The organism is Oribacterium sp. HCP28S3_H8 (assembly GCF_052064775.1).
Taxonomy (GTDB): Bacteria; Bacillota; Clostridia; order Lachnospirales; family Lachnospiraceae; genus Oribacterium.
The window spans coordinates 254,580-279,795 of record NZ_JBQHUZ010000004.1; the positions used below are offsets into that span (position 1 = coordinate 254,580).

The 25,216-nt window shown below is 49.8% G+C and carries 23 protein-coding genes; 19 read left to right on the forward strand and 4 right to left on the reverse strand.

Annotation, left to right across the window (positions count from 1 at the left end; all coding sequences use genetic code 11):
• Positions 1-65: 65 nt before the first annotated feature.
• The 9 genes from groL (at position 66) to ACTNEN_RS06875 (ending at position 10,459) form a co-directional block, all read left to right on the forward strand.
• A complete protein-coding gene (groL, locus tag ACTNEN_RS06835) occupies positions 66-1,685 on the forward strand; it encodes a chaperonin GroEL (RefSeq protein WP_441205335.1) in 1,620 nt (539 codons plus the stop codon).
• A gap of 289 nt (positions 1,686-1,974) precedes the next feature.
• Positions 1,975-3,441 (forward strand): IMP dehydrogenase, encoded by a 1,467-nt coding sequence (gene guaB, locus ACTNEN_RS06840; protein WP_441205337.1) that lies wholly within the window; start codon positions 1,975-1,977, stop codon positions 3,439-3,441.
• A 135-nt stretch (positions 3,442-3,576) separates the two neighbouring features.
• On the forward strand, positions 3,577-5,652 hold the full coding sequence (locus tag ACTNEN_RS06845) for an NAD(+) synthase (RefSeq protein ID WP_441205339.1): 2,076 nt from the start codon (positions 3,577-3,579) through the stop codon (positions 5,650-5,652).
• Between the two features lie 252 nt (positions 5,653-5,904).
• Positions 5,905-6,675: a TrmH family RNA methyltransferase gene (locus ACTNEN_RS06850; protein ID WP_441205341.1), complete on the forward strand. Its 771-nt coding sequence runs from the start codon at positions 5,905-5,907 to the stop codon at positions 6,673-6,675.
• A 43-nt stretch (positions 6,676-6,718) separates the two neighbouring features.
• Complete coding sequence (gene argF / locus ACTNEN_RS06855; RefSeq protein ID WP_441205343.1) at positions 6,719-7,732, forward strand: ornithine carbamoyltransferase; 1,014 nt, start codon at positions 6,719-6,721, stop codon at positions 7,730-7,732.
• Positions 7,732-8,031, forward strand: a complete 300-nt coding sequence (locus tag ACTNEN_RS06860) for a DUF6637 family protein (protein ID WP_441205345.1) — start codon at positions 7,732-7,734, stop codon at positions 8,029-8,031. Before argF ends, ACTNEN_RS06860 begins: the two co-directional genes overlap by 1 nt.
• Before the next feature lie 63 nt (positions 8,032-8,094).
• Positions 8,095-9,249, forward strand: coding sequence for an RNA polymerase sigma factor RpoD (gene rpoD / locus ACTNEN_RS06865; protein ID WP_441205347.1), 1,155 nt, complete (start codon positions 8,095-8,097; stop codon positions 9,247-9,249).
• A 138-nt stretch (positions 9,250-9,387) separates the two neighbouring features.
• Positions 9,388-10,128 carry an epoxyqueuosine reductase QueH gene (locus ACTNEN_RS06870; protein ID WP_441205349.1) on the forward strand — a complete coding sequence of 247 codons (741 nt, stop codon included), beginning with the start codon at positions 9,388-9,390 and terminating at the stop codon, positions 10,126-10,128.
• Positions 10,129-10,162: 34 nt separating this feature from the next.
• Positions 10,163-10,459: an HPr family phosphocarrier protein gene (locus ACTNEN_RS06875; RefSeq protein ID WP_441205350.1), complete on the forward strand. Its 297-nt coding sequence runs from the start codon at positions 10,163-10,165 to the stop codon at positions 10,457-10,459.
• A gap of 250 nt (positions 10,460-10,709) precedes the next feature.
• On the opposite strand, the gene ACTNEN_RS06880 is transcribed toward ACTNEN_RS06875, so the two are convergent.
• Both ACTNEN_RS06880 and ACTNEN_RS06885 read right to left on the reverse strand, forming a co-directional pair.
• Positions 10,710-11,567, reverse strand: coding sequence for a P-loop NTPase (locus tag ACTNEN_RS06880; RefSeq protein ID WP_441205352.1), 858 nt, complete (start codon positions 11,565-11,567; stop codon positions 10,710-10,712).
• Between the two features lie 262 nt (positions 11,568-11,829).
• Positions 11,830-12,711, reverse strand: coding sequence for a LysR family transcriptional regulator (locus ACTNEN_RS06885; protein ID WP_441205354.1), 882 nt, complete (start codon positions 12,709-12,711; stop codon positions 11,830-11,832).
• A gap of 324 nt (positions 12,712-13,035) precedes the next feature.
• Between ACTNEN_RS06885 and leuC the strand changes: the two genes are divergently transcribed.
• Positions 13,036-14,301 carry a 3-isopropylmalate dehydratase large subunit gene (leuC, locus tag ACTNEN_RS06890; RefSeq protein WP_441205356.1) on the forward strand — a complete coding sequence of 422 codons (1,266 nt, stop codon included), beginning with the start codon at positions 13,036-13,038 and terminating at the stop codon, positions 14,299-14,301.
• 9 nt (positions 14,302-14,310) lie between these two features.
• Positions 14,311-14,802, forward strand: a complete 492-nt coding sequence (locus ACTNEN_RS06895) for a 3-isopropylmalate dehydratase small subunit (protein WP_441205358.1) — start codon at positions 14,311-14,313, stop codon at positions 14,800-14,802.
• A 215-nt stretch (positions 14,803-15,017) separates the two neighbouring features.
• Here the strand turns inward: ACTNEN_RS06895 and ACTNEN_RS06900 are convergent, their stop codons facing one another.
• Positions 15,018-16,136, reverse strand: coding sequence for a ribonuclease H-like domain-containing protein (locus ACTNEN_RS06900; RefSeq protein WP_441205360.1), 1,119 nt, complete (start codon positions 16,134-16,136; stop codon positions 15,018-15,020).
• Between the two features lie 219 nt (positions 16,137-16,355).
• Between ACTNEN_RS06900 and ruvA the strand changes: the two genes are divergently transcribed.
• From ruvA to ACTNEN_RS06940, 8 genes are all read left to right on the forward strand, one after another.
• On the forward strand, positions 16,356-16,985 hold the full coding sequence (gene ruvA / locus ACTNEN_RS06905) for a Holliday junction branch migration protein RuvA (RefSeq protein ID WP_441205362.1): 630 nt from the start codon (positions 16,356-16,358) through the stop codon (positions 16,983-16,985).
• A 91-nt stretch (positions 16,986-17,076) separates the two neighbouring features.
• Positions 17,077-18,090: a Holliday junction branch migration DNA helicase RuvB gene (gene ruvB, locus ACTNEN_RS06910; RefSeq protein WP_441205364.1), complete on the forward strand. Its 1,014-nt coding sequence runs from the start codon at positions 17,077-17,079 to the stop codon at positions 18,088-18,090.
• Positions 18,091-18,290: 200 nt separating this feature from the next.
• A complete protein-coding gene (locus ACTNEN_RS06915; protein ID WP_441205366.1) occupies positions 18,291-18,776 on the forward strand; it encodes a cell division protein ZapA in 486 nt (161 codons plus the stop codon).
• Positions 18,721-20,085, forward strand: a complete 1,365-nt coding sequence (locus tag ACTNEN_RS06920; protein ID WP_441205368.1) for a peptidase U32 family protein — start codon at positions 18,721-18,723, stop codon at positions 20,083-20,085. Before ACTNEN_RS06915 ends, ACTNEN_RS06920 begins: the two co-directional genes overlap by 56 nt.
• Before the next feature lie 16 nt (positions 20,086-20,101).
• A complete protein-coding gene (locus ACTNEN_RS06925; protein ID WP_441205370.1) occupies positions 20,102-20,974 on the forward strand; it encodes a U32 family peptidase in 873 nt (290 codons plus the stop codon).
• Positions 20,975-22,471 carry an FtsW/RodA/SpoVE family cell cycle protein gene (locus ACTNEN_RS06930; protein ID WP_441205371.1) on the forward strand — a complete coding sequence of 499 codons (1,497 nt, stop codon included), beginning with the start codon at positions 20,975-20,977 and terminating at the stop codon, positions 22,469-22,471.
• Positions 22,472-22,566: 95 nt separating this feature from the next.
• Positions 22,567-24,063 carry a peptidoglycan D,D-transpeptidase FtsI family protein gene (locus ACTNEN_RS06935; protein ID WP_441205373.1) on the forward strand — a complete coding sequence of 499 codons (1,497 nt, stop codon included), beginning with the start codon at positions 22,567-22,569 and terminating at the stop codon, positions 24,061-24,063.
• A 227-nt stretch (positions 24,064-24,290) separates the two neighbouring features.
• The gene (locus ACTNEN_RS06940) at positions 24,291-24,878 is read left to right on the forward strand and encodes a phosphatase PAP2 family protein (protein WP_441205375.1); all 588 of its coding nucleotides are present in this window, start codon (positions 24,291-24,293) and stop codon (positions 24,876-24,878) included.
• Here ACTNEN_RS06940 and ACTNEN_RS06945 read toward each other — a convergent pair.
• Positions 24,859-25,110, reverse strand: a complete 252-nt coding sequence (locus tag ACTNEN_RS06945) for a type II toxin-antitoxin system Phd/YefM family antitoxin (protein WP_441205377.1) — start codon at positions 25,108-25,110, stop codon at positions 24,859-24,861. The genes ACTNEN_RS06940 and ACTNEN_RS06945 overlap by 20 nt on opposite strands.
• Between the last annotated feature and the right edge of the window lie 106 nt (positions 25,111-25,216).

A 25,216-nucleotide genomic window follows, 5' to 3' on the forward strand; every position in this document is an offset into this window, starting at 1 on the left:
ATTGACCGATTGAGATCAAGATAAAAGATCAGATTAGCATATAGATAAATCAGGAGGATTGAATCATGGCTAAGGAAATTAAGTATGGCGTTGAAGCCAGAAAGGCTCTGGAAGCTGGTGTAGATGCTGTTGCAAATACAGTTAAGGTAACACTTGGACCTAAGGGCAGAAATGTAGTTCTTGATAAGAGCTACGGTGCACCGCTGATCACAAACGATGGTGTTTCCATTGCAAAGGAAATCGAGCTCAAGGATCCGTATGAGAACATGGGTGCACAGCTTGTACGTGAGGTTGCTTCCAAGACCAACGATGTTGCCGGTGATGGTACTACAACCGCTACGGTTCTTGCACAGGCAATTGTATCGGAGGGTATGAAAAACCTTGAGGCAGGTGCTAACCCGATTATCCTGAGAAAGGGTATCCGCAAGGCTGTAGATGCTGCTGTTGAGTCCATCAAGGCGCAGTCATCCAAGGTTAAGGGCAAGGACCAGATCGCAAAGGTTGCAGCAATTTCCGCTGGTGACGAGAAGGTCGGCGAGATGGTAGCAGATGCAATGGAAAAGGTATCCAAGGATGGTGTTATCACTGTTGAGGAGTCCAAGACCATGCAGAACGAGCTGGATCTTGTAGAAGGTATGGAATTTGACAGAGGATATGTTTCCGCTTACATGTGCACAGATATGGATAAGATGGAAGCTACTCTGGATGATCCGTATATCCTGATTACAGATAAGAAGATTTCCAACATTCAGGATATCCTGCCACTGCTTGAGAACATCGTTAAGATGGGTGCTAAGCTTCTGATCATCGCTGAGGATGTTGAGGGCGAGGCTCTGACAACTCTGATTGTCAACAAGCTGAGAGGCACATTTAATGTTGTTGCTGTTAAGGCACCGGGCTATGGCGACAGACGTAAGGAAATGCTCAAGGATATCGCAATCCTTACCGGTGGTCAGGTAATCTCCTCCGAGATTGGTCTGGAGCTTAAGGATACTACCATGGAGCAGCTTGGCCGCGCTAAGTCGGTTAAGGTTACCAAGGATAAGACAACGATCGTAGATGGCGAGGGCAACAAGTCCGATATTGATGATCGTATTTCACAGATCAAGGCACAGATCGCAGATACTACCTCTGACTTTGATCGTGAGAAGCTGCAGGAGAGACTTGCTAAGCTTGCAGGCGGTGTTGCAGTTATCCGTGTCGGTGCTGCTACCGAGACTGAGATGAAGGAAGAGAAGCTCCGTATGGAGGATGCTCTTAATGCAACTCGTGCAGCCGTGGAAGAGGGCGTTATCGCAGGCGGTGGATCCGCTTACATTCACGCACAGGACGCTGTACAGAAGGTTGTAGATACTCTGGATGGTGATGAAAAGACCGGCGCAAGAATCGTGCTTAAGGCACTGGAGGCTCCGCTTTACACCATCGCACAGAATGCAGGTCTTGAGGGTGCTGTTGTAGTTAACAACGTTAAGGAGTCCAAGGAAGGTCAGGGCTTTGATGCATACAACGAGAAGTATGTTGATATGCTTGAGGCCGGTATCCTGGATCCTGCTAAGGTTACAAGAACTGCTCTGCAGAACGCAGCTTCCGTTGCTTCTACACTGCTCACCACTGAGTCTGTTGTCGCTGATATCAAGGAACCGGCTCCAGCACAGGCTCCGGCACAGCCAGGCATGGGCTACTAATTTAAAGCTGTTAAATATTGATATATATCGCAAGGGAAAAGCCTTCCGGGAAACCGGGAGGCTTTTTAGCACCATAAAAGTGCAGTTGGAGAGCAATGAACTCTGACTGCACTTATTTTTTCCTGCGATGGTATTGGCTTCCCGGATCATGGTTTCGGTCTATGATGATATTTCCTTGGAAACATACACGAATCGGCGCAATAGAAGCTTGAAATTTAGACCGGCTTTTGCTATAGTATCTTAAATTTAATGTTGCATTTTTCTTTAGCATTGAAAGGAGATTCTTATAATGGCCAGAATCATTGGAGAGGGTATTACATTCGATGATGTGCTTCTTGTACCGCAGTATTCCGAGGTTGTTCCAAATCAGATTGATATTTCCACAAGGCTTACCAATTCGATCAAATTAAACATCCCGTTTTTGTCTGCCGGTATGGATACCGTAACTGAGCATCAGATGGCGATTGCTATGGCAAGATGCGGAGGAATCGGCATTGTACATAAAAACATGACGATTGAGCAGCAGGCGGAAGAAGTGGATATGGTAAAACGTTCCGAGAACGGTGTTATCACAGATCCGTTTTATCTTTCTCCGGAGCACACCTTAAAAGATGCTAATGATCTTATGGCCAAGTTCAGAATCTCCGGTGTTCCGATTACAGAGGGTAAAAAGCTCGTAGGTATCATTACCAACCGTGATCTTGTCTTTGAGGAGGATTTCCAGAAAAAGATCAAGGAATGCATGACCTCCGAGAATCTCGTGACAGCAAGAGAGGGTACCACGCTGGAGGAGGCCAAGGCAATCCTTGCCAAGGCCAAGGTTGAGAAGCTTCCGATCGTAGATGCAGATGGCAACCTCAAGGGACTGATTACGATTAAGGATATTGAGAAGCAGATGAAATATCCTAATGCTGCCAAGGATTCTCAGGGCAGACTCCTCTGTGGCGCTGCGCTTGGTATTACAGCGAATGTCCTCGAGAGAGCGCAGGAGCTCATCAATGCGCATGTAGATGTTGTTGTTCTGGATTCCGCACACGGACACTCTGCTAACGTGCTCCGCTGCGTCTCCATGCTTAAAGAGAAGTTCCCGGATCTGCAGATCATTGCCGGAAATGTGGCAACCGGCGCAGCTACCGAGGCGCTGATCAAGGCAGGTGCTGACTGCGTCAAGATCGGTATCGGACCGGGATCCATCTGTACCACCCGTGTGGTTGCAGGTATTGGTGTACCGCAGATCACCGCTGTTATGGATGCCTTTGAGGTTGCAGACAAGTACAATATTCCGCTGATTGCAGATGGCGGTATCCAGTATTCCGGTGATGTTGTCAAGGCAATTGCTGCCGGCGGTTCCACCGTTATGATGGGTTCTGTTTTTGCCGGCTGTGATGAGGCTCCGGGTGAGTTTGAGCTGTATCAGGGCAGAAAGTACAAGGTTTACCGTGGCATGGGATCTCTCGGTGCGATGAAGCAGGCGAATGGCTCTGCCGATCGTTACTTCCAGTCCGGCGCCAAGAAGCTGGTTCCGGAAGGTGTTGAGGGTCGGGTTGCCTACAAGGGCAAGGTGGAAGATACCATTTTCCAGTTTGTCGGCGGTCTCCGCGCTGGTATGGGCTACTGCGGCGCACCAAATATCGAGACACTGCAGAAAACCGCACAGTTTGTAAAGATCACCAGTGCATCTCTCAAGGAGTCCCACCCGCATGATATCCATATCACCAAGGAAGCTCCGAACTATTCGGTTGAGGATAACCTGTAATTTCACAACATAAATCTATAAATACATCTGCTGCGGCAGGCGATCAGGGTATCGTCAGCCGCAGCTTTTTTGTGCTATAATGTCAGCATATTTATCCATCCGGGCAGCCGGGGTTATAGTGGGAGGAAGCAGTTTATGATAGAAGGATATATGCGTGTCGCGGCAGCAACACCGGAAATCAAGGTGGCGGACACAGAGTATAATGCCAGCGCGGTTATCAACGACATTCGCAAGGCAGCAGAGCGTCAGGCGGCGCTGATTGTATTTCCGGAGCTGGTGCTTACGGCGTATACCGCGGCGGATCTCTTTCATCAGATGGCACTGATTCGGAGCACTCATGCGGCACTGGACAGAGTAATGGAGGAGACCCGCGAGCTTCCGATCGTGAGCGTGGTCGGCATGCCTTTCTTTAATGAAGGAAAACTTTACAATGTGGCCGCGGTACTTAAAGGTGGTCGACTTCTTGCGCTGATACCAAAACGCCACCTTCCCAATTACTCGGAGTTTTACGAGCGGCGATGGTTTACTCCCGGCAGTCCCCGCGTGAGAGATATCCTGTATGAGGATACCAGAACCCGAGAGAGCTACGAAGTGCCGTTTGGCATGAATATCCTGATTACCGCGTCGGATGTCCCGGAATTCCGGCTTGCCTGTGAGCTCTGCGAGGACGTCTGGGTGCCGTGCCCACCCTCCACGCAGCATGCGCTTGCCGGAGCAACCATCATTGCCAACTGCTCCGCTTCGGATGAAACCGTCGGTAAGGACAGTTACCGACGCGAGCTGATTGCGTCCACCTCGGCGCGTCTTGCGGCAGTTTATGTCTATGCGAATGCCGGCGAGGGCGAGTCTTCTCAGGATCTTGTTTTTGGCGGGCAGGATCTGATATGTGAAAACGGCACTGTGGTTACAGAAAGCCAAAGATTCCGGACCGGTTTGTATTTCGGCGATGTGGATCTGGAAAAGATTTCCCAGGAGCGCGCAAGACTTACGACCTACCCGGCAGTAGAGGAAACTGAGGAGTGCGAAGGCTACCGCTGCATTTGCATTCGCATAAAGGAAATAGCGGGGAAGACAGCGGAAGCCGAAGGGAGTCTCGGAAGACTGCAGCAGGAAGCCGGTACGCTTGAGAGATTTCTGGATCCGCATCCGTTTGTGCCGGGCAACGCGGAGGAACGCGCGAGACGCTGCGATGAAATCTTTATGATTCAGGCGATGGGGCTTAAAAAGCGGCTACAGCACATCGGCACAAGCTATGCGGTGATCGGCATCAGCGGCGGGCTGGATTCCACACTTGCGCTGCTTGTGACGGCGCGGGCGTTTGACATGCTCGGGATCCCGCGGGACCATATCATCAGCGTCACTATGCCGGCCTTTGGCACCACGGACCGGACGTATCATAATGCCGTGACATTGACAGAACGCCTGCATGCGACACTCCGGGAGATCAATATCAAGGCCGCGGTTATGCAGCATTTCCATGACATCGGGCATGACCCGGAGGATCATTCCGTGACCTATGAAAACTCCCAGGCGCGCGAACGGACCCAGATCCTTATGGATGTTGCCAACCAGTTAAATGGCATCGTGGTCGGCACCGGCGATCTCAGCGAGCTTGCGCTTGGATGGGCGACCTACAATGGCGACCATATGTCGATGTATGCGGTGAATGCCGGCGTTCCCAAAACGCTCGTGCGGCATCTTGTAAAATACAGCGCGGATACAGCGGAGGATGCGGAACTTGCGGCATGCCTTTATGATGTACTGGATACACCGGTGAGTCCGGAGCTTCTGCCGCCGACAGCAGGGGGTACCATTTCGCAGAAAACTGAGGATCTTGTAGGACCGTATGAGCTTCACGACTTTTTCCTTTATCAGATTCTCCGCTTTGGCTTCCGTCCGCTAAAGGTCTACGAGATGGCTCTGCATGCGTTTTCCGATGCGAATGCAGCTGTCGCCAATGACCGCGCGGCGCTCTCTGAGGGTGATCAGAAGGACGCATCGCTTCATTATAATATCTACGACAGTGAAACGATTTTAAAGTGGCTTAAGAAGTTTTACTGGAGATTTTTTTCGCAGCAGTTTAAGCGGAGCTGCCTCCCGGACGGCCCTAAGGTGGGATCGGTTGCGGTGTCTCCGAGAGGTGATCTGCGTATGCCGAGTGACGCGGTGGTGAACTGCTGGATCCGGGAGCTGGAAACAATTAAGGCGTAATGCTTCTGTAATTTCACTCCGGCAGCATGAGGATGTTTAAACCTGAGTTCCCACGGCTGTTACCAGTAGAGTAGTACAAGACGTTTCGGGACATACAAATGAGTATACATTACTTTACAAATCTTTTATAATTGAGGGTCTTATCAAAAATTCGTAATTCTGCTATAATATATACTTGCTCTAAGTATATGCAAAGTTATGGAACGGTTTACTGCTATAAATGAGCAGCAATACCGTGCCGGAGGAGGCAGATTGAACAAGATCACCTCAGCTGCAAATCAATATGTTAAAGAGGTCAGAGAACTTAACCGCAAAGCAAAAGCGCGGCGGGAGGCTGGCCTTTTTGTCGCGGAAGGACAACGGCTCTGTGCGGAGATTCCGGAGAGAGAAATTGTAAGGCTCTTTGTGGAGGATGGCTATCAGGGACGGATGCCGGAGGGACTTGCGGCTGGAGACATGAGAGTATATCAGGTTCCATCTGAGCTTATGCGGCAGATGTCGGATACAATGCATGGGCAGGGGATCCTTGCGGTAGTCCGCGAGCGGCGGTATGAGAGGCTGGAAGGTGACTTCTTTATGCTGCTGGAGACGATCCAGGACCCGGGGAATCTTGGCACAATCTTCCGGACTGCGGAGGCAGCGGGGGTTGATGGGATTGTCATGAACCGGGAGTGCGTGGATGTATACTCGCCCAAGGTCGTAAGGTCGACGATGGGGTCGCTGTTCCGTATGCCGTTCCGGGTTGTGCCGGATCTGAAAGAGGAGGTCCGGGCGCTTCGCACGCAGGGCTTTACGGTGTATGCGGCGCATCTACGCGGGATCCATAATCACTTTGAGTGTGACTTCAAGGGCAAAACGGCATTTCTGATCGGTAATGAGGGCAATGGTCTCAGCGAGGAGCTCGCTAAGGAAGCGACGGAGTATCTCCGGATCCCGATGCAGGGACGCATAGAATCGCTTAATGCAGCAGTGGCTGCCACAGTGCTCATGTATGAGACCGCACGCCAGAGATACCGGACATGAAATAAGGCAAGTGCTTCGGATGACGGAAGTAGAAGGAGGACATATGGTAGATTTAACTGGACGAGATTTTCTGAAACTCCTGGATTACACATCAGAGGAAATCCAATATCTGCTTGATATGAGTGCAAGGCTCAAAAGGGAGAAAAAAGCGGGCTCTGTAAATGGTGCGCCGCTTCACAAGGGAAGCTTTACAGGGAAAAACATTGCCCTGATTTTTGAAAAAAATTCTACCAGAACAAGCTGCTCCTTTGAGGTGGCTGCAAGTGACCTTGGTATGGGTTCCACCTATCTTGGGCCGACAGGATCCCAGATCGGAACCAAAGAGAGCATTGAGGATACAGCCCGGGTGCTGAGCCGCATGTATGACGGTATTGAGTACCGCGGCTTTGGACAGGAACTTGTGGAGGAGCTTGCCAAATATGCCGATGTGCCTGTATGGAATGGTTTAACCAACGAGTTCCATCCGACGCAGATGCTCGCGGATATGCTGACGATAGAGGAGAATTTCGGAAGCCTTAAGGGGCTGAAGCTTACCTACATGGGAGATGCCCGCTATAACATGGGAAATTCCTATATGGTGGTCTGCGCAAAGCTTGGCATGCACTATACCGCCTGCTGCCCGAGCGCGTATTTCCCGACTCCGGAGCTGGTGGAGACATGTAAGGCGATTGCGGCGGAAACCGGCGGCTCCATCACACTCACAGAGAATGTAGCAGAGGGCTGCAAGGACGCGGATGTGGTCTGCACAGATGTCTGGGTATCCATGGGAGAGCCGGAGGAGGTCTGGGAGCAGCGGATCCATGATCTTAAGCCGTATCAGGTAAATCGTGAGGCAATGTCTTATGCCAAGCCGACAGCGATTTTCCTGCATTGCCTGCCTTCCTTCCATAATACACAGACCCAGGTTGGTAAGGAAATTGCGGAAAAGTACGGAATCACAGAGATGGAAGTTACGGACGAGGTCTTTGAGTCCGCACAGTCCAAGGTATTTGACGAGGCGGAGAATCGTATGCACACAATTAAGGCTGTTGTGTATACCACTCTTGGAGGAAAGTAATGTATCAGGGACATACCGGTGCCAGAAGCAGCAGCCGTAAGCTGGATTTTATCCATATTGTACTTGGGATTGTACTGGTCGTAATGGCGATCTTTGCATTCATTAATCCCGGGGAAAATATGGTTCTTTTTCCGCTGATCTTTTATACGGCTGCGGCGATCAGGATTATCAGCGCCGTGTTTCTGATGCGCAGTGCGGATCATGACCGGAAGATATTGTCCCAGGGGATCGCCCAGCTTGTGCTTGGGTTATTGATTCTGCTGGTAGGGATAGCTTCCATGGTCTCGATCTGGTTCTGAGCTTTACCATGAGCTTTATCGTAAAAAGAACTTTATCATCATAACGAGAGAGGGAGACTTACTTTGGATAAAGAAGAGTTACTCAAAAAGATAGAGGCACTTTGCAAGACCGCCAAGAGCAATAAAAATTCCATCGACCAGAAGGCGATTTCCGATGCTTTTAAAGAGGATAAGCTGACGGATGAGCAGATGGACAGTATAAACCGCCTGATAGAAAACCGTGGCATTGAGATCAATCCGGATGTGGATGAAGCAGAAATTGCCAAGATGGAAAAGGACGGCAGCAAGATTGATGAGGACGAGATTGATACACTGGACGAGGATGATTTCCCTAAGGACGGGGAGGAAGAGGACATTGACTTAAATGCCGTAGATCTCCTGGAGGGAATCGGAACCGAGGATCCGGTCCGCATGTATCTTAAAGAGATTGGTACGGTACCGCTCCTGTCCAATGAGGAGGAGTACGAGCTGGCTGTCAAAAAGCAGCAGGGTGATGAGAATGCAAAACAGCGTCTCATTGAAGCAAACCTGCGGCTTGTGGTTTCCATCGCCAAGCGTTATACCGGACGAGGCATGAGCTTCCTGGACCTTGTACAGGAGGGAAATCTTGGACTGATCAAGGGCGTAGAAAAGTTTGACCCAGCCAAGGGCTTTAAGCTCTCCACTTACGCAACCTGGTGGATCCGCCAGTCTGTTACGCGTGCACTGGCAGATCAGGCACGTACCATCCGCGTGCCGGTGCATATGGTCGAGACGATCAACAAGATGTCCAAGATGCAGCGGAAGCTGACACTGGAGCTTGGCTATGAGCCATCTGTGAAGGAACTTGCAGAGCATCTGGACATGTCCGAGGAAAAGGTGCAGGAAATCATGCAGATTGCGCGGGAGCCGGCTTCTCTGGAAACCCCGATTGGTGAAGAGGATGACTCCAATCTCGGAGATTTTGTGGCGGACTCTAATGTAGTGACGCCAGAAGGAAATGTGGAGTCTGTCATGCTGCGGGAGCATATCGACACTCTGCTCGGGGATCTCAAAGAGAGAGAACGGCAGGTCATCGTACTCCGCTTTGGCCTTGAGGATGGACATCCGAGGACACTGGAGGAAGTCGGTAAGGAATTTAATGTAACCCGTGAGCGTATACGCCAGATCGAGGCAAAGGCACTCCGCAAGCTGAGAAATCCAGTCCGCTCCAAGAGGATTCGCGATTTCCTGCAGTAAGGATCTGTGATTTCCTGCAGTGCTGATCTATGATTTCCTGCAGTAATGAGAGACGGATACCAGTCATCCGATTTCCCGCGATTTGCGGCTATCGGATGACTTTTTTCTTTATTTTTTCTTTATAAGGAGACACAGCATATGGTGGAGACAGAGGCATACATCAAGCCGGAACCAAACAAACAGAATTATCAGAAGCTGCTTGATACAATTATTGAGGAGAATGCCGGATGCCGCCCAAGGCTCCTCCTGCATAGCTGCTGCGCGCCGTGCTCCAGTGCAGTTCTCGATTATCTCAGCAAATATTTTCAGATTACTCTGTTTTATTATAATCCCAATATCTCTACAGAAGCCGAATTTCAGCATCGCGTATCGGAGCTTCAGCGTCTGATCCGTGAGATGCATCTCGTAGAGAAGGGGGTAAGCATCCTGGTGCCGCCATACGACCACAAGGAGTTTCTGGAGATTGCCAGAGGACATGAAAAAGATCCGGAGCGAGGCGAACGCTGCCACCGCTGCTATCGCGAGCGCCTTGAGAGAACCGCCGAGGAGATGGATCGTGCCAAAGCCGCGGGAGAGCCCTATGACTACTTCTGCACAACCCTCACAATTTCACCTATGAAAAGTGCGGAGATTCTGAATGAAATTGGCTCGGAAATTGCATCGCAGCATGCGCTTAAGTTTCTGCCGTCAGATTTCAAAAAGCGGGGCGGCTACCAGAAATCCATTGAGCTTTCCCGGCAGTATCAGCTGTACCGCCAGGATTTCTGCGGCTGCGAATTTTCCAAGGCAGCCTCCGAACGCGAGAGACGGGCAAGAGAGCAAAGCAAAGAAAAAGTAATGAGAGCGGCGTTTCTTGACAAAGAAACCGACGGGAATTAAAATTTACATAACATGAGAACTGGGGGAGAAGAATATGGTAAGTCAGGAAGTAGAAGTTGTAAATGAATCGGGTCTGCATTTAAGACCTGCGGGAGTTCTGACACAGACCTGCATTAAATATAAAAGTAATATCATCCTGCATTATGGACAGAGGAACATTGTAGCGAAATCTGTCCTTAATGTAATGGCGGCTGGAGTTAAAAAAGGCGCCAAGGTGATTGTGGAGTGTGATGGACCGGATGAAAAGGAAGCATTGGAGGCAGTGGTTAAAGCCATTTCTTCCGGACTCGGCGAGGGCACAGAGTATAATTCCGGAGACCGCCTGTTCTGAAATCAGATGTCATCTCTATGAAATGCAGGAAGTCCAAACCATGATCAGAAGATGCAGCAGGGGTTAGATGGAGTTCAGCTTCTACTGCATAACACACAAAATGCCGTCGGGGACAAAAGCCTCCGACGGCATTTAAATTTCGTTTGTGACTACGTCTCCCGCTGTTTCTGGCTTTTTCTGTTCTGAAAAACAACGAAGCGCGAGAGACTTCATTCACCCGCTATGCGGGCGATGCTTTTGTTTTTTGTAATTATAATGCTTCTACCGCCTTAATGGCGTCCTGCATTGCGGTGAGGTCGATCGCCTCTACGGCGCCGCCGTCCACATACTGCGCGTTCTTGGGATCCAGAGGAAGCTTTGCAAGAACCTTAAGCTTATGCGTCTCGGCAATTTCATCAATGTGGCTCTCGCCAAAGACATTGATCTTTTCGCCGCAGTGCGGGCAGACAAGATAGGACATGTTTTCTACGAGACCGATAATCGGAATGTTCATTTTGTCCGCCATATTTACGGCTTTGGCAACGATCATGGAAACAAGGTCCTGCGGAGAGGTAACAATGACGATACCATCTACCGGCAGAGACTGAAAAACGGTCAGTGGTACATCACCGGTTCCCGGCGGCATGTCTACAAACATGTAGTCAACGTCTTTCCACTCGACCTCCTCCCAGAACTGCTTTACAGCCTGAGCAATCAATGAGCCTCTCCAGATGATCGGATCAGTTTCATTTTCCAAAAGAAGGTTGGTGGAAATAATATCAATACCGTTGGCGCTTTTGGCCGGGATCATAAGCTTGCCGTTCTCGGAAATGCCGATACCGTCATTGGCAAGACCAAAGGCCTTGGGGATAGAGGGTCCGGTGATATCTGCATCAATGATCGCGGTATGATAACCGTCTTTATTGGTGCCGGATGCAAGCAGAGATGTGACCATGGACTTGCCGACACCGCCCTTGCCGGAAACGATGCCGATGACTTTTTTAACACTGCAGCCCTCGGCAAGATGTGCCTTAAAATCCGGGGCACCGCCCTTACGGGATGGACAGTCGGAGCCGCAGGAGCTGCAGTTGGAATTACAGCTTGACGGATTCTGATTTTCTGTAGCCATAAGGATAACTCCTTTCAAATTTTTAAAGAGGCGCAGAAAAAACCTGCGCTAGAAGATATTCTAGCACAGGACTGGGAAATATGCATTGTATTATTTACAGTGCAGATATTTTGGCCTTTTTCTGACTATATATCTGTCATACAGACATACAGAAAAGGTATTGATTGCCCACGATCATCGTGGACAAAGCATGCATACATAGGATATATAGGTTTACCTTTCCAGAAATTACAGCGGCAGACTCTTAAGGAATCTGTGGGGCTCACAGAATGCTTAAGAAGGAATCCAGGGATTTCCCGGTATTTCCCGCATTATACATAAAAGCAATACTGCGGGAGGGGATGGGAAGCTTCACAGGAAGCTCCACAAGGCGACCGGCTGCAAGATCATCCTTTACAAGCTCACGTATAACACAGGAAACGCCGATGCCGATTTTGGCAAATTCAATCAGAAGGTCCATGGTGGTGACCTCCAGAATCTGTGCCGGCTCGATGTTCATGGACTTGAAGTATTCGTCTACGTGCCGGCGGGTGACATTGCTCTCATCCAGCAGCATAATGTTGGCTTCCTCAAAAACATCATAGTCAGGACCGCAGATGGATTCCAGGTTTTTGAGATACTGGGGGCTTGCTACAAATACATCATGGATCTGCTGGCTATGCACGGAACGCAGTTCGGATTTCCGGGTTTTGGGTTCTGCCACAAGACCGATGTCTACTTTGCGCTGTTCCAGCAGATTTAAGGTCTGGGAGCTGGACTGCGTGTTGATGGAAATCCGTATGTTGGGAAACTGCTCCAGAAATTTCTGCAGATACGGAAGCAGGACATAGCGGCAGAGAGTCGTGCTGACGCCGATCTGCAGGTGCCCGATGTTAAAGTCCTTCATGCGCTTCAGCTCGGTTTCCGCGCTGTTGATGGACTCAAAGGCGTCACGTACATATTTGTACAGAACTTCTCCTTCTTCGGTAAGAGTGACGCCCCTGGAATTTCGTTTAAAGAGCTTCGTTTCCAGGCTGTCCTCCAGCTTGACGATGGACTTGGAGATGGCAGGCTGGGAAATGTAGAGTTTTTTAGCGGCCTTGGAAATATTGCCGCTGGTTGCTACCTCATAAAAAATCTTGTAACCGGAAAGATTCTGATCCATAGGAGCCCTTCTTTCATACTTTCATGCATAACCATGATAGACAGGATGCATGAAAATGTCTGATAACTATCATGCATGATAACCATGATTTATGATAATCATTTTAATTATGTATTGGAATTATAGCAGAGTTGTTGCTAGGATGTAAATAGTTTTATAGCCGCGGGCATTAAAAAGTATGATACTATAGGAGTGTAGTGCGGCAGAGGCATTAAAACCATGAGAATGTAGTGCAGCGGAAACATTCATATATTAGGAATGTGACGCGGCAGAAGCATTCAAATAATAAAGTATATTTAAAGGATTGAAATAAGGGAGTGCTGTATGGCAATGACAATGAGCCAGAAGATTCTGGCAAAGCATGCGGGACTGGATGAGGTGAAGGCAGGTCAGCTCATCATGGCTAAGGTGGACCTGGTGCACGGAAATGATATTACGACGCCGGTCGCGATCCGTGAAATGAAAAAAATGAAGCAGGAGACGGTGTTTGATAAGGACAAGGTCGTGTTTGTCATGGACCATTTTGTGCCGAACAAGGATATCACTTCTGCCAAATGCACGCAAATGTGCCGGAATTTTGCCACCGAGCAGGGGCTCAAAAATTATTTTGATGTTGGCAAGATGGGCATTGAGCATGCACTGATTCCGGAGCAAGGGTTGATTGTAGCCGGAGAGCTTTCTGTCGGCGCGGATTCGCATACCTGCACGTATGGCGCGCTCGGGGCGTTTTCCACGGGAGTCGGCTCTACGGATATGGCGGCGGCAATGGCTACGGGCGAGCTCTGGTTCAAGGTTCCGGCGGCAATCAAGGTCAATCTTGTAGGTAAAAAGCAGAAGTGGATCAGCGGCAAGGATGTGATCCTGCATCTGATCGGAGAGATCGGAGTGGATGGCGCGCTGTATCAGTCGCTGGAATTTACCGGTCCGGGGGTTGGTGAGCTCAGCATGGATGACCGCTTTACGATCTGCAATATGGCGATTGAGGCGGGTGCCAAAAACGGCATTTTCCCTGTGGATGATAAGACGATTGATTATATCAATGCTCATGCCACGAAGCCATACACAGTATACGAGGCGGATCCGGATGCGGAGTATGCACGGGAGATCACCATTGATCTTGGAAGTCTTAAATCCACAGTTTCCTTCCCGCATCTTCCGGAAAATACGCATGAGATCGGTAGCTTTGGAGAGATCAAGATTGATCAGTCCGTGATCGGCTCCTGTACCAACGGACGGATCCAGGATATTCGTGAAGCGGCAGAGATTCTGCGTGGCAGGAAGGTCGCGCCGAATGTACGCTGTATCGTGATTCCGGCAACACAGGAAATCTATCTTGAGATGCTGAAGGAGGATCTTGCCAGAGTATTTATCGAGGCGGGTGCAGTCGTTTCCACACCGACCTGCGGACCGTGCCTTGGCGGATACATGGGCATTCTCGCACCGCATGAGAGATGCGTTTCGACAACCAATCGCAACTTTGTCGGCAGAATGGGTGATACGACATCTGAAGTTTATCTTGCGTCTCCGGCAGTAGCAGCTGCTTCGGCAGTGACCGGCAGAATTTCCGGTCCGGCAGAGCTTGGATTATAAGGAGGAAATATGCAGGCAGCAGAGGGAAAGGTTTTAAAATATGGGGATAATGTAGATACGGATGTCATTATCCCGGCAAGATATCTGGCAATCCAGGACAAGGAGGAGCTTGCCAGCCATGCCATGGAGGATATTGATCCGGAGTTCCGGAGCAAGCTTATGGCAGGAGATATTGTTGTAGGCGGCAAGAATTTCGGCTGCGGATCCTCTCGTGAACATGCACCTCAGGTGCTTCAGACCAGTGGTGTCGGTTGTGTCATCGCCGAGAGCTTTGCCAGGATTTTTTATCGCAACGCCCTTAACATTGGTCTTCCGATTGTGGAAGCTCCGGATGCAGCTCAGGAAATCAAGGATGGGGACAGAGTGAAGGTTGATTTTGATGCGGGCGTCATTACCGATGAGACTACAGGCAAGACGTATGAGGCGGCTCCATTTCCACCATTCCTCCAGAAGATGATTGAGGTCGGCGGTCTTGTGAATTATGTGAATGAAAAAATGTGACGTTTGACGAGATACGGTCAAACGATGGTCATCCGATTACCTGTGATTTTGCGGTATTCGGATGATTTTTTTATATTCTCCGGTATTAACCAGATCCTGACGTATATACTTGCTGTAAGGAATGATCCGGAAGAGTCAGCACACGCGTTTCCTGACCGAAATGATCCGGAAAAATCCGTTTGCGTGTGTTTCCGGCATGAAATGAACGAAAGGCTTCAGCTTAAAGGCTTCTTTCCGGAAATCAATCCAAAGAAGCTTCTCAAATATGCCTGTGCCTTGATCTGGTCGTTAAACAATGCAGGTGCATACTCTGCGTACAGGACTTTCCCCTTGTAGTCCTTGTAAAAGACCGGAGCAAAGACCGGGCTAAGTTCCGGGAGAAACAAACCGGACCACCGGGTATAGCAGGTTTTGGCGGTTGCGCGTTTACGGAACTTCGGATCCACAAATTCTCCCACAGATTTATGAATCGCCTGATCTTCCATTGGCAGGTAATAATAGTTTTTATAATCCGGGTAAAAGAGCTTAAGCTCACCATCAAAAAGCGTCACGCAGAGATTTACCTCGTTTCCGGTGACATTCAGGGTAAAGCGTTCCCGTTCATAGCTGACAGACTTTGGCACGGAAAGATCCATGCTATACACAAGACTCAGCACCGTTTCCCCGCCGGGACCGAGCTGCGAGGAATCGAGATGTACCGTTTCCTGATGCTTTATATAGGAAGGAGAGGACGCAAGATAGCTGTAATTAAGAATCGAGAGTACGGCAGGCAGATTGGCAAGATCCTCTGCGTTATGAAGCAGCAGAAGCTTAAGCTTCTCAGGATCCCGGGTTTTCAGATACTCAAAATATACGTAAATGAGTTCCCCGCCGGAATAGATATCCTCCCGGTCAATCCCCAGAAATTTTTCACAGGTTTTGAGCTTATAATTTGGAAGCGATAGCAGACCCTTTGCAGGGCGGAGCTGCTTAAAAATATCAAGGCTCTCGATGCCGTCCAGCGAGAGACTGAGTCCGTACTGACGGATCATGGTCGTAAGAAACGGGATGTCAAAGCCCTCGCCGTTAAAGCTGATCAGCCGTTTTTTATGCTGGAGCATCTCACAAAATGCCTTCAGCATCGGCACCTCATCCTCCATGGATTCCGCAAAAAGCTGCGTCAGTGTCCATTCGCCTCGCTCAAATGTGAGGTATCCGATCAGATAGAGGTTGGATTTATAGGCGCTGAGACCTGTTGTCTCGATATCAAAAAAGAGGACATCCTCGGCGCTTGTGCCGATGATGCCGAAATCAAAATCCGTTGTCAGGGAGAGAGCTTTGCTGATCCGTATCATGGACATCCTTTCCTATGCTTTTAGAATGTTTCTGTGACGCATGTGTATCCTTCAGTTTATCGCAAAAATAAGCGACCGTAAAGATGAACTGCAGCATGAGTCTCGATACGGCATCCATTGCACTCGATTTCACAACCTGCGTGCACGGTAAAGATCTGCCATGGCGAGTTGCCTATTGATACTAGATGTGGTAGAATTTTTCAGATTGGAGAGCAATTTATGATAAGATTTGTACATGGGATTCTCCGGGAGGTGGAGGACGCGCTGGTGGTTGTAGAGGCCAATGGAATCGGCTACGGGATTCACGTTCCCCGCTCTGTGCTTGGAGAGCTCCCGTCCATTGGAGAGGATGTAAAACTATATACGTATTTTAAGGTCTCGCAGGATGGCAGTATGGATCTTTATGGCTTCCTGGCGCCCGAGGACCGGGAGATGTTTGTACAGCTTCTTTCTGTCAGCGGCGTGGGACCCAAAGGCGCGCAGGGGATCCTCTCGGTGCTGAAGCCGGATGAACTGAGACTTGCGATCGTATCCGGAGATGCCAAGTCCATCTGCATGGCACCGGGGATTGGTAAACGGACGGCAGAGCGGGTCATCCTGGATCTTAAGGATAAGATGAATGCTTCAGAGGTCTATCAGGATCTCCTCACGCATGGCGGAGACAAGACCGGTACTGCGGCAGATGCGGACAGCCTGCATTCAGCGGCAAAGGAAGCAATCGAAGCGCTGGTGGCGCTGGGATACAGCAACCAGGAGGCGGTCAGTGCGGTCAAAAAGGTGGAGATTACCGGCGGGATGACGGCGGACGATGTGCTGAAGCAGAGTCTGAGACATCTTGCCTTCCTATAATAAATTTAGAAAAACGTAAAGTATTGTTTATGGTATAAATGTAGCTTTTTGGATTACGCATAGATCCGATGTGTTACAATAAGGGAGTGGAATGGAACGTCGAGTTATCAATACAGATGAAACGGTTGAGGACCGGAAGCTGGATCCCAAGATCCGTCCCCAGAAGCTGGAGGACTATATCGGACAGAGTAAGCTGAAGGAAATGCTCAAGGTCTATATTGCCGCAGCAAAACAACGGGGACAGTCGCTGGATCACTGCCTGTTTTATGGACCGCCCGGACTTGGCAAGACGACCATTTCCAACATCATTGCTAACGAGCTGGGTGTCAATATCAAGGTGACCTCGGGACCGGCAATTGAGAAGCCGGGAGAGATGGCTGCGATTTTAAACAATCTCTCGGAGGGCGATGTGCTGTTTGTCGATGAGATTCACCGTCTGAACCGGCAGGTAGAAGAAGTGCTGTATCCGGCGATGGAGGATTTTGCCATTGATATCATGCTGGGGAAGGATGCAAGCGCCCGGTCGATCCGGCTGGAGCTTCCACATTTTACGTTGATCGGGGCGACCACCCGGGCAGGACTCTTGTCCGCACCGCTTCGGGATCGTTTTGGTATCATTGCCAAGCTTGAATTTTATAATACGGAGGAATTAAAAGACATCGTGCTGCGTTCTGCACGGGTTTTAGATGTTAAAATCGAGGACGAGGGAGCAGAGCGGATCGCGTTACGTTCGCGTGGGACACCCAGACTTGCCAACCGGCTTCTGAAGCGGGTCCGGGATTTTGCAGACATCAAGTATGACGGTGTCATCACCCGGGAGGTAGCGGATTATGCCATGGATATCCTGGATGTGGATAAGCTGGGGCTCGATCAGAATGACCGGGCGTATCTGCTTACCATCATTGAGAAATTTAACGGTGGTCCGGTGGGGCTGGAAACGCTTGCAGCCGCGCTGGGAGAGGATTCCGGTACGCTGGAGGATGTGTATGAGCCGTATCTGCTTATGAATGGTCTCATCAACCGCACTTCGCGAGGGAGAGTGGCAACGCTCAATGCTTACAAGCATCTGGGGCTTCCCTATCAGGGAACCCTGGAGGGAATTTAGCGGCGATTTGAGTTTTGCGACCATGATGCAAGTTAAAGAGAGATGTATAGAAGGCATAGACATCCAAGCGCATACGATGAAAAGCATGGAAAATGATGCAGTACATCCCGGAGTAAAATAGTAAAGACATAAAATCTCGCCGGTTGCAAAAGCTTACTGGTTGAGACCGGGGAAACATAGGGAAGATACAGGAGACCGATATGGCTAATAAAAATACAGTGGAAGTCGTGATTGACGGCAAAATCTATGAGCTCAGTGGGGTAGAGTCCGAGAGCTATCTCCATGAGGTGGCGGGATATCTCAATGCCAAGATTGTTGCGTTTAAGAGGGAGTTCCGGAATTACAGCAAGATGGATGACGAGATCAAGGGACTTCTGATGCAGATCAATATCTGCGATGATCTGTTTTTGCAGCAGGAAAAGACCCGCAAGGCGCAGCGCGAGATGGAGGAGCAGGAGCGGGAGGCATATGCCGCAAAGCATGACCTCATCAATGTCCAGATGAAGCTGGAAGCAACGCTGAAGCAGCTTGAGGAGACGCAGAAAAAGCTTGCGGAGCTGGAGGCAGGGAAACGTGCTGAGGAAGCCCGGGAGCAGGCGTTACATGAGGCGCGGCTGGAGGTTAAGGAGGATGCGGGAAGCAGCAAGACTCCGGAAGGAAACAAAGATCATGCCGGTAAGAAATAAGCGGACAGAGCTTCTGGCACCTGCCGGATCCCTTGCCTCTGTGATTGCTGCGGTGAATGCAGGCGCGGATGCCATCTACATGGGCGGAAGGAAATTCGGTGCGAGGGCATTTGCGGAATCTGCGATGGCAGAGGATGAGGACATGGTGCTCGAGGCGATCCGGTACTGCCATCTTTTTGGTGTACGCCTTTATATGACGATCAACATCCTCTTTAAAGATACAGAGCTGCCGGAGCTTCGCGCCTATATGGAGCCTTATTACAAGGCAGGAGTTGATGGTCTGATCGTGCAGGATCTTGGAGCCGCGCGCCTGCTTCATGCCTGGTTTCCCGATCTTGAAATTCATGGGAGCACACAGCTTACACTGACAGGAGTGCCGGGAGCAAAGCTGATCAAAAGCATGGGGATGTGCCGCGCAGTTCTATCCCGGGAGCTGAGCCTTGCGGAAATCAAAAAGGTGCATGTTGAGGCAGGCATTGAGCTTGAGGTCTTTATCCATGGCGCAATGTGCTACAGCTACTCCGGTGCCTGCTTTATGTCCTCACTCCTGGGCGGACGCTCCGGAAACCGGGGCAGATGTGCCGGTACCTGCCGGCTCTGCTATGAGACTGCAGGTAAAAAGGGCTACTATCTCAGCATGAAGGACATGCAGACGATCGAAATGCTGCCGGAGCTGATTGCTGCCGGTGCATATTCTATGAAGATCGAGGGGCGGATGAAATCGCCGCTGTATACGGCAGGTGTGGTATCGGTATACCGGAAGTACCTGGATCTTGCAATGAAGGATCCGGAGCATTATAAGGTGGATCCGGCGGATCTTGCGGTTCTCAGGGAAATCTATGACCGGGGAGGTACAACCTCGTATTTTAAACAGCATAACGGTGCCGGGATGATCGCGGTGAAGGAGAAGCCGTTCCGTGCGGTGAATGAAGCGGTAACCGGGGAGATCCGGAGGAAATATCTGGATCAGAACCGTACGATTCCGCTGAATGCCGAGATGTTTCTTACACCGGGGCTGCCTGCAAAGCTGGTACTAAAGGATGCGGACGGTCTTTCCGTTACATGCGAAACGGAAGCACCGGTGGAGGCTGCAAGCTCCCGGCCGATGAGCGTGAGAGAGCTCGCAGCGCAGATCGGAAAAACCGGCGGGACCGCATTCGCAATCAAAGATACCCGCGTGGAGCTTAACGGCGAGGTGTTTATCCCATTATCTAAAATCAACCAGCTGCGGAGAGCCGCGCTGGAACAATATACGGAGGCAAAGCTTGAAACAACACGCCGGAAACAGAAACCGACAAAAGCAGAGTAAAAATAAGCAGATCAAAATGGCAGAGCCACTGTCTGTTGCAGATGTCCGCGCCGCTGTGGAGTCCGAAGAGCAGCTTCGCACAGTGCTTTCCGAGCCGAGAGTGACACTCGTCTATCTTGACGAAGCATGTTTCCTGGATGATGCCTTTGCGGACGGGTTCCGGAAGATCCATGCAGCAGGAAAACAGGCAGGACTTCGGCTTCGGAGAGTTGAAAGAAGCACCGATGGAGGTCTAAGCTCGGGGGATCTGCTTCAGAAGATCTGGGAGGCGCCGGAACCTTACCGTCCGGATACGCTGCTGATCCGCTCGATGGATGAGGTGGAGATTGTCCGGGAGTTTATAGAGAATCTAAGCCAAAGGGAGATGCCAAAGCCGGAAATAGTATATGACTATACGGTTTATGGCTACAACCTTGAAGCTGTGAAGATGCTTTTGGACCTTGGCGCAGAGCGTTTGACAGCTCCGATCGAGCTCAATGCCCATGAGCTGAGAGCACTTCGCCGGAGCGCAGAGGAGCTTCGTATTCCGGGTACAGGCAAGGCACCAACATATGAGCTTGTGGTATATGGACACCTGCCGATGATGGTGAGCGCCAACTGCATTAGGAAAACAAGCGCCGGTTGCGATCATGCCAACCGGATCCTGAAGCTTCGGGACCGGATGCAGAAGGATATGCCGGTTCGCTGCTACTGTAAATACTGCTATAATCAGATTTTTAATGAGGAACCAATGGTGCTGTACGACCTTGGCAGCAGGCTCCCGCTCCTTCCAAAGGACAGTATCCGTTACGATTTTTCTGTAGAGAGAAGCGCAGAGGTACACCGGATCCTCGCAGGGTACCTGCCGGAAAAGCTTACCCGCGCACATTTTACTCATGGGGTAGATTAAGTGATTACGATCTTTACGACTGCAAGTAAGTACATCTGCCTTCTGCTGATTGTACTTTATACGTACTGTAATTTCAGATATCTTTCCATTCCGGATCAGGAGGATGCCAATGCACTCTGCGGCTGGCAGTTCCGCATGATTCTTCTGATTCATTTCCTCTGCAACGTGATCCTGTATCTTAAAACCGGCGAAACACTTACCGTCCTGTTTTACCTGTTGCAGCTTGCCTTTTTTATCGCTTTTGTCTTTCTGTCTCGGGCGGTTTACCGGAACGTTAACAGGCTTCTTTTAAACAATACCTGTCTTTTTATCTGCTATGGCCTTATCATGCTGGAACGTCTCAGCGTCAATAAGGCGGAGAAACAGTTTGCGATTATTGTGATTTCCGCGGCAGTATCTATGGTCATCCCGTATCTGATCGACAAGATCTGGGACATGGTTGGCTGGCGATATATCTTTGCCGCAATAGGCATTGCGCTGCTCGGCATGGTCTTTGTGATCGGCGCGACCAGCTATGGCGCCAAGATGAGCATTTCCATCGGCGGCTTCAGTTTCCAGGCATCGGAGCTTGTCAAAATCACCTTTGTGCTATGCACCGCCGGGATGCTGAGTAAGGCGGAGAGCTTCCGGGATATCGTCATAACATCCCTCATCGCAGGGGCGCATATGCTGATCCTCGTGATGTGCAGGGACCTCGGTTCGGCGCTGATCTTTTTCCTTGCGTACCTTGTCATGCTGTACGTCGCCACCGGACAGAAGCTGTACCTTTTCTTTGGAAATGTTGCAGCATGCGGAGCCGGTGTGCTCAGCTATTTCCTGTTCAGCCACGTCCGGACCCGTGTCTTTGCATGGCTTGACCCTTGGGCGGATATTGACAATAAAGGCTATCAGATCACCCAGTCCCTTTTTGCGATCGGTACGGGAGGCTTTGCCGGACTCGGATTGTATCAGGGCATGCCCAACAAGATCCCGATTGTGGAGAAGGATTTTATCATAAGTGCCATTTCTGAGGAGATGGGTGGACTTACCGCGATCTGTCTTACCCTGATCTGCCTCGGCTGCTTTATGCAGATGATGATTATCGCAACCTATATGCAGTCAGGCTTTTATAAATATGTTTCTGTCGGGCTCGCGATCGAATACATTGTGCAGGTATTCCTCACCATCGGCGGTGCCGTGAAGTTTATCCCATCTACCGGTGTAACTCTGCCCTTTGTAAGCTATGGAGGCTCCTCGCTGGTTTCGAGCTTCATCGTGTTTGCCATCATTCAGGCACTCTACATCATCCAGGGCAATGAGGATGAGGCAGAGACGGAGATCAACGAGATGGCAGAGGACGAAGCGGAGCGGGAGCTTTACGGAGAAGCGGACGAACCCTCGGAGGAGTATCTGGATGAGGATTATGATGCGAATGCAGTCCTCGATGATATACCCGAGGAATACGAGGATCCGGAACCGGACCAGGGAAGAGGCTCTCGTAGGAGACGCAGACGATAAAGACGTTATATGAGTGGTGTTGGTAAAACACATTGCTTTGTAGATATTTCCGTGTAAGACGCAGATGATACATGAGCCGGAGGACAACAGAAGCTATGGCAATACGCAAAAATAAGCAATCCGAACAGCCGGACAGAAACATAAAATCCAGTGCATCAAGTAACAAGAAATCCAACCGCAGAATCCTTGGCATGATTTATGTGTTTGCCTTTCTCTTTTTTGGCATGATCGGATATATGGTTTATTTTATCGGCTTTCAGGCGGAAGGACTGATGGGCAATCCTTATAATGCGCGTATGGATGTGTTTAATGACCGCTATGTCCGTGGCAGTATCCTCTCTGCGGATGGGCAGATTCTTGCAAGGACTGATGTTGATGCAGACGGCAAGGAGACCAGAGTCTATCCGTATGGCACACTGTTTGCACATGCGATCGGGTACTCCACCAAGGGAAAGACCGGTCTTGAGTCCGCGGCAAACTTTTATCTTATGAAGTCCAACCAGAATCCGCTGTTTCAGGTTTACAATGAGCTGACCGAAACCAAAAGCCAGGGGGACAATGTGGTGTCTACACTTAATCTGGGACTGCAGCAGGTGGCTGCCAAGGCGCTGGGTGACCGGAATGGCGCAGTAATCGCGATGGAGCCCTCGACCGGGCGGATCCTCGCTATGGTTTCCAATCCGACCTATGATCCCAATACGGTGGTAGAGGACTGGAGTGCTTTGACTGCAGAGTCCAATACCGGAGGAAATCTTGTGAACCGTGCAACCCAGGGACTGTATCCGCCCGGAAGTACCTTTAAGATTGTCATGGCGCTCGAATACATGCGGGAGCATCCGGGAGACTGGCAGAATTTCCAGTTTGACTGCGATGGTGAGTATGTGGATCCGGAAAATAAAAAATATGTAGTGCACTGCTTTGATGGTGAGGTGCACGGGGCAGAAACGCTGGAGACTGCATTCGCAAATTCCTGTAACTCTGCCTTTGCCAAAATCGGAACGGAAATCAATAAAACGAAGCTTCGCGAGCTTGCGGAGGCGCTGATGTTTAATCAGGACCTGCCGATTGCGATTTCCAGCAGTAAAAGCCGCTTTAATGTGGACAGCAGCTCGGACACCTGGACCATGATGCAGTCGGCGATCGGACAGGGAACCACGATGATGAGCCCGCTTCATAATCTGCTGATCACCGCGGCGATTGCCAATGGCGGTGTTTTGAAGGAGCCGGTGATGCTGGACCGGGTGGAGTCTGTGGATGGAAAAACAATTCAGACTTTCGGCGATGGCGCAGAGCAGAAGCTGATGAGCGCGGAGGAGGCGTCTACGATTGGCGGCTTTATGCGTAAGGTTGTCACCGTTGGTACCGCATCCAAGCTCCGTACCGATGCCTATGCGGCTGCCGGCAAGACGGGTTCCGCGGAGTATACAGAGGGCGGAAAAACCAAGACCGACGCGTGGTTCACCGGTTTTGCACCCTATGATCATCCGGAAATCGCCGTTTGTGTTGTAGTTGAGGACGGAGAGACCGGAGGACGCACTGCGGCACCGATTGCAAGAGCGGTCTTTGACTATTGGATCACGGAACGATCCTGATAGGGATTGGGGCTTCTGAACATGAGTTCCAGGACTTTGGAGTCATGGGGCTTGAATGGGTAAGGTAAAGCCTTAAGACAAAAGCTTTTAAATGAAACTGCCTGAGATGAAACTGCCTGAGATGAAATTGTCTGAAAATGAAATTGTTTGAATCAAAATTATCTAAAATAGAATTTTCTGAAATTAAAATACGGATAAAGGAGTTTTTTAAGAGCCACCGGTACGCGATGGTGCTTTTGTATATTCCGTGCTATTTATTGTATTTTGGCATCCTTGAGCTGTTTCCGCATGAGAATTATCATATCATCCATTGTCCGCTCGATGCATTGATACCGACCATCCCTGTGTTTTTTCTGCCGTATGCTCTCTGGTGGATTCTGTTTCCGGGCGCGCTTGTCTTTTTTCTGTTTTCCGGCAGTAAGAAAGAGTTTCTGCGGCTTTGTTTTATTTTGTTTGGCGGTTATACAGTGTGCCTGATCGTGTATACTGTGTGGCCAAATGGCATTGAAATCCGACAGCCGCTTCCGGGACATGATTTTTTCAGCTGGTGTATCCGTCTGCTCCGCTCGATCGATCCGCCGCAGAATGTCTGCCCCAGCATGCATGTTTCCAGCACGGTGGCAATCGACATTACGGTGCAGGACTGCCAGAAACTGAGTCGTTCTGTAAAAATCGGGGAGAGAATTGTTGCACTATTGATCATTCTTGCAACGATGTTTATCAAGCAGCATTCCGTTGTGGACGTCGCTCTTGGCATCCTCCTGAGCCTTGTGCTTGATTTTGTTTGGCGAGGTATTAATCCTCTGTTTCTATAAGTTGATGAACTTTACCATGTCCAGAATAAAGTTGATCAAAAGCACGATCTATTTTTTTTAGGTATTTGATATTTCTGAGCTCTTTTTCCATAGCATTATATTGATCCAAACTAAGAACAACAATATTACGGTTTGATTTTCTGGTTACAATAATTGTTTCTCCATCATCCGAAACCAAATCGCAATAATCCTTTAAGTTGTTTCGCATAGTTGTATAATTAACAACTAACATATCATTACCTCCACACTGTTCAATATATTGTACAATATATTGAACATCGCAGCTAATCCGCAGTCAACACAAATCGTTTTCTCATCATATTAAAGCTTCTCTTATC

What these genes read in the sequence shown, in the direction of transcription:
- ruvA (WP_441205362.1), top strand. Translation starts at nt 16,356, where the DNA reads ATGATAAGATTTGTACATGGGATTCTCCGGGAGGTGGAGGACGCGCTG.
- ACTNEN_RS06945 (WP_441205377.1), bottom strand. Translation starts at nt 25,110, where the DNA reads ATGTTAGTTGTTAATTATACAACTATGCGAAACAACTTAAAGGATTAT.
- ACTNEN_RS06880 (WP_441205352.1), bottom strand. Translation starts at nt 11,567, where the DNA reads ATGGCTACAGAAAATCAGAATCCGTCAAGCTGTAATTCCAACTGCAGC.
- ACTNEN_RS06915 (WP_441205366.1), top strand. Translation starts at nt 18,291, where the DNA reads ATGGCTAATAAAAATACAGTGGAAGTCGTGATTGACGGCAAAATCTAT.
- ACTNEN_RS06885 (WP_441205354.1), bottom strand. Translation starts at nt 12,711, where the DNA reads ATGGATCAGAATCTTTCCGGTTACAAGATTTTTTATGAGGTAGCAACC.
- ACTNEN_RS06845 (WP_441205339.1), top strand. Translation starts at nt 3,577, where the DNA reads ATGATAGAAGGATATATGCGTGTCGCGGCAGCAACACCGGAAATCAAG.
- ACTNEN_RS06875 (WP_441205350.1), top strand. Translation starts at nt 10,163, where the DNA reads ATGGTAAGTCAGGAAGTAGAAGTTGTAAATGAATCGGGTCTGCATTTA.
- ACTNEN_RS06900 (WP_441205360.1), bottom strand. Translation starts at nt 16,136, where the DNA reads ATGATACGGATCAGCAAAGCTCTCTCCCTGACAACGGATTTTGATTTC.
- argF (WP_441205343.1), top strand. Translation starts at nt 6,719, where the DNA reads ATGGTAGATTTAACTGGACGAGATTTTCTGAAACTCCTGGATTACACA.
- ruvB (WP_441205364.1), top strand. Translation starts at nt 17,077, where the DNA reads ATGGAACGTCGAGTTATCAATACAGATGAAACGGTTGAGGACCGGAAG.
- ACTNEN_RS06925 (WP_441205370.1), top strand. Translation starts at nt 20,102, where the DNA reads ATGGCAGAGCCACTGTCTGTTGCAGATGTCCGCGCCGCTGTGGAGTCC.
- groL (WP_441205335.1), top strand. Translation starts at nt 66, where the DNA reads ATGGCTAAGGAAATTAAGTATGGCGTTGAAGCCAGAAAGGCTCTGGAA.
- ACTNEN_RS06860 (WP_441205345.1), top strand. Translation starts at nt 7,732, where the DNA reads ATGTATCAGGGACATACCGGTGCCAGAAGCAGCAGCCGTAAGCTGGAT.
- guaB (WP_441205337.1), top strand. Translation starts at nt 1,975, where the DNA reads ATGGCCAGAATCATTGGAGAGGGTATTACATTCGATGATGTGCTTCTT.
- leuC (WP_441205356.1), top strand. Translation starts at nt 13,036, where the DNA reads ATGGCAATGACAATGAGCCAGAAGATTCTGGCAAAGCATGCGGGACTG.
- ACTNEN_RS06940 (WP_441205375.1), top strand. Translation starts at nt 24,291, where the DNA reads ATGGTGCTTTTGTATATTCCGTGCTATTTATTGTATTTTGGCATCCTT.
- ACTNEN_RS06870 (WP_441205349.1), top strand. Translation starts at nt 9,388, where the DNA reads ATGGTGGAGACAGAGGCATACATCAAGCCGGAACCAAACAAACAGAAT.
- ACTNEN_RS06895 (WP_441205358.1), top strand. Translation starts at nt 14,311, where the DNA reads ATGCAGGCAGCAGAGGGAAAGGTTTTAAAATATGGGGATAATGTAGAT.
- ACTNEN_RS06935 (WP_441205373.1), top strand. Translation starts at nt 22,567, where the DNA reads ATGGCAATACGCAAAAATAAGCAATCCGAACAGCCGGACAGAAACATA.
- ACTNEN_RS06920 (WP_441205368.1), top strand. Translation starts at nt 18,721, where the DNA reads ATGCGGGAAGCAGCAAGACTCCGGAAGGAAACAAAGATCATGCCGGTA.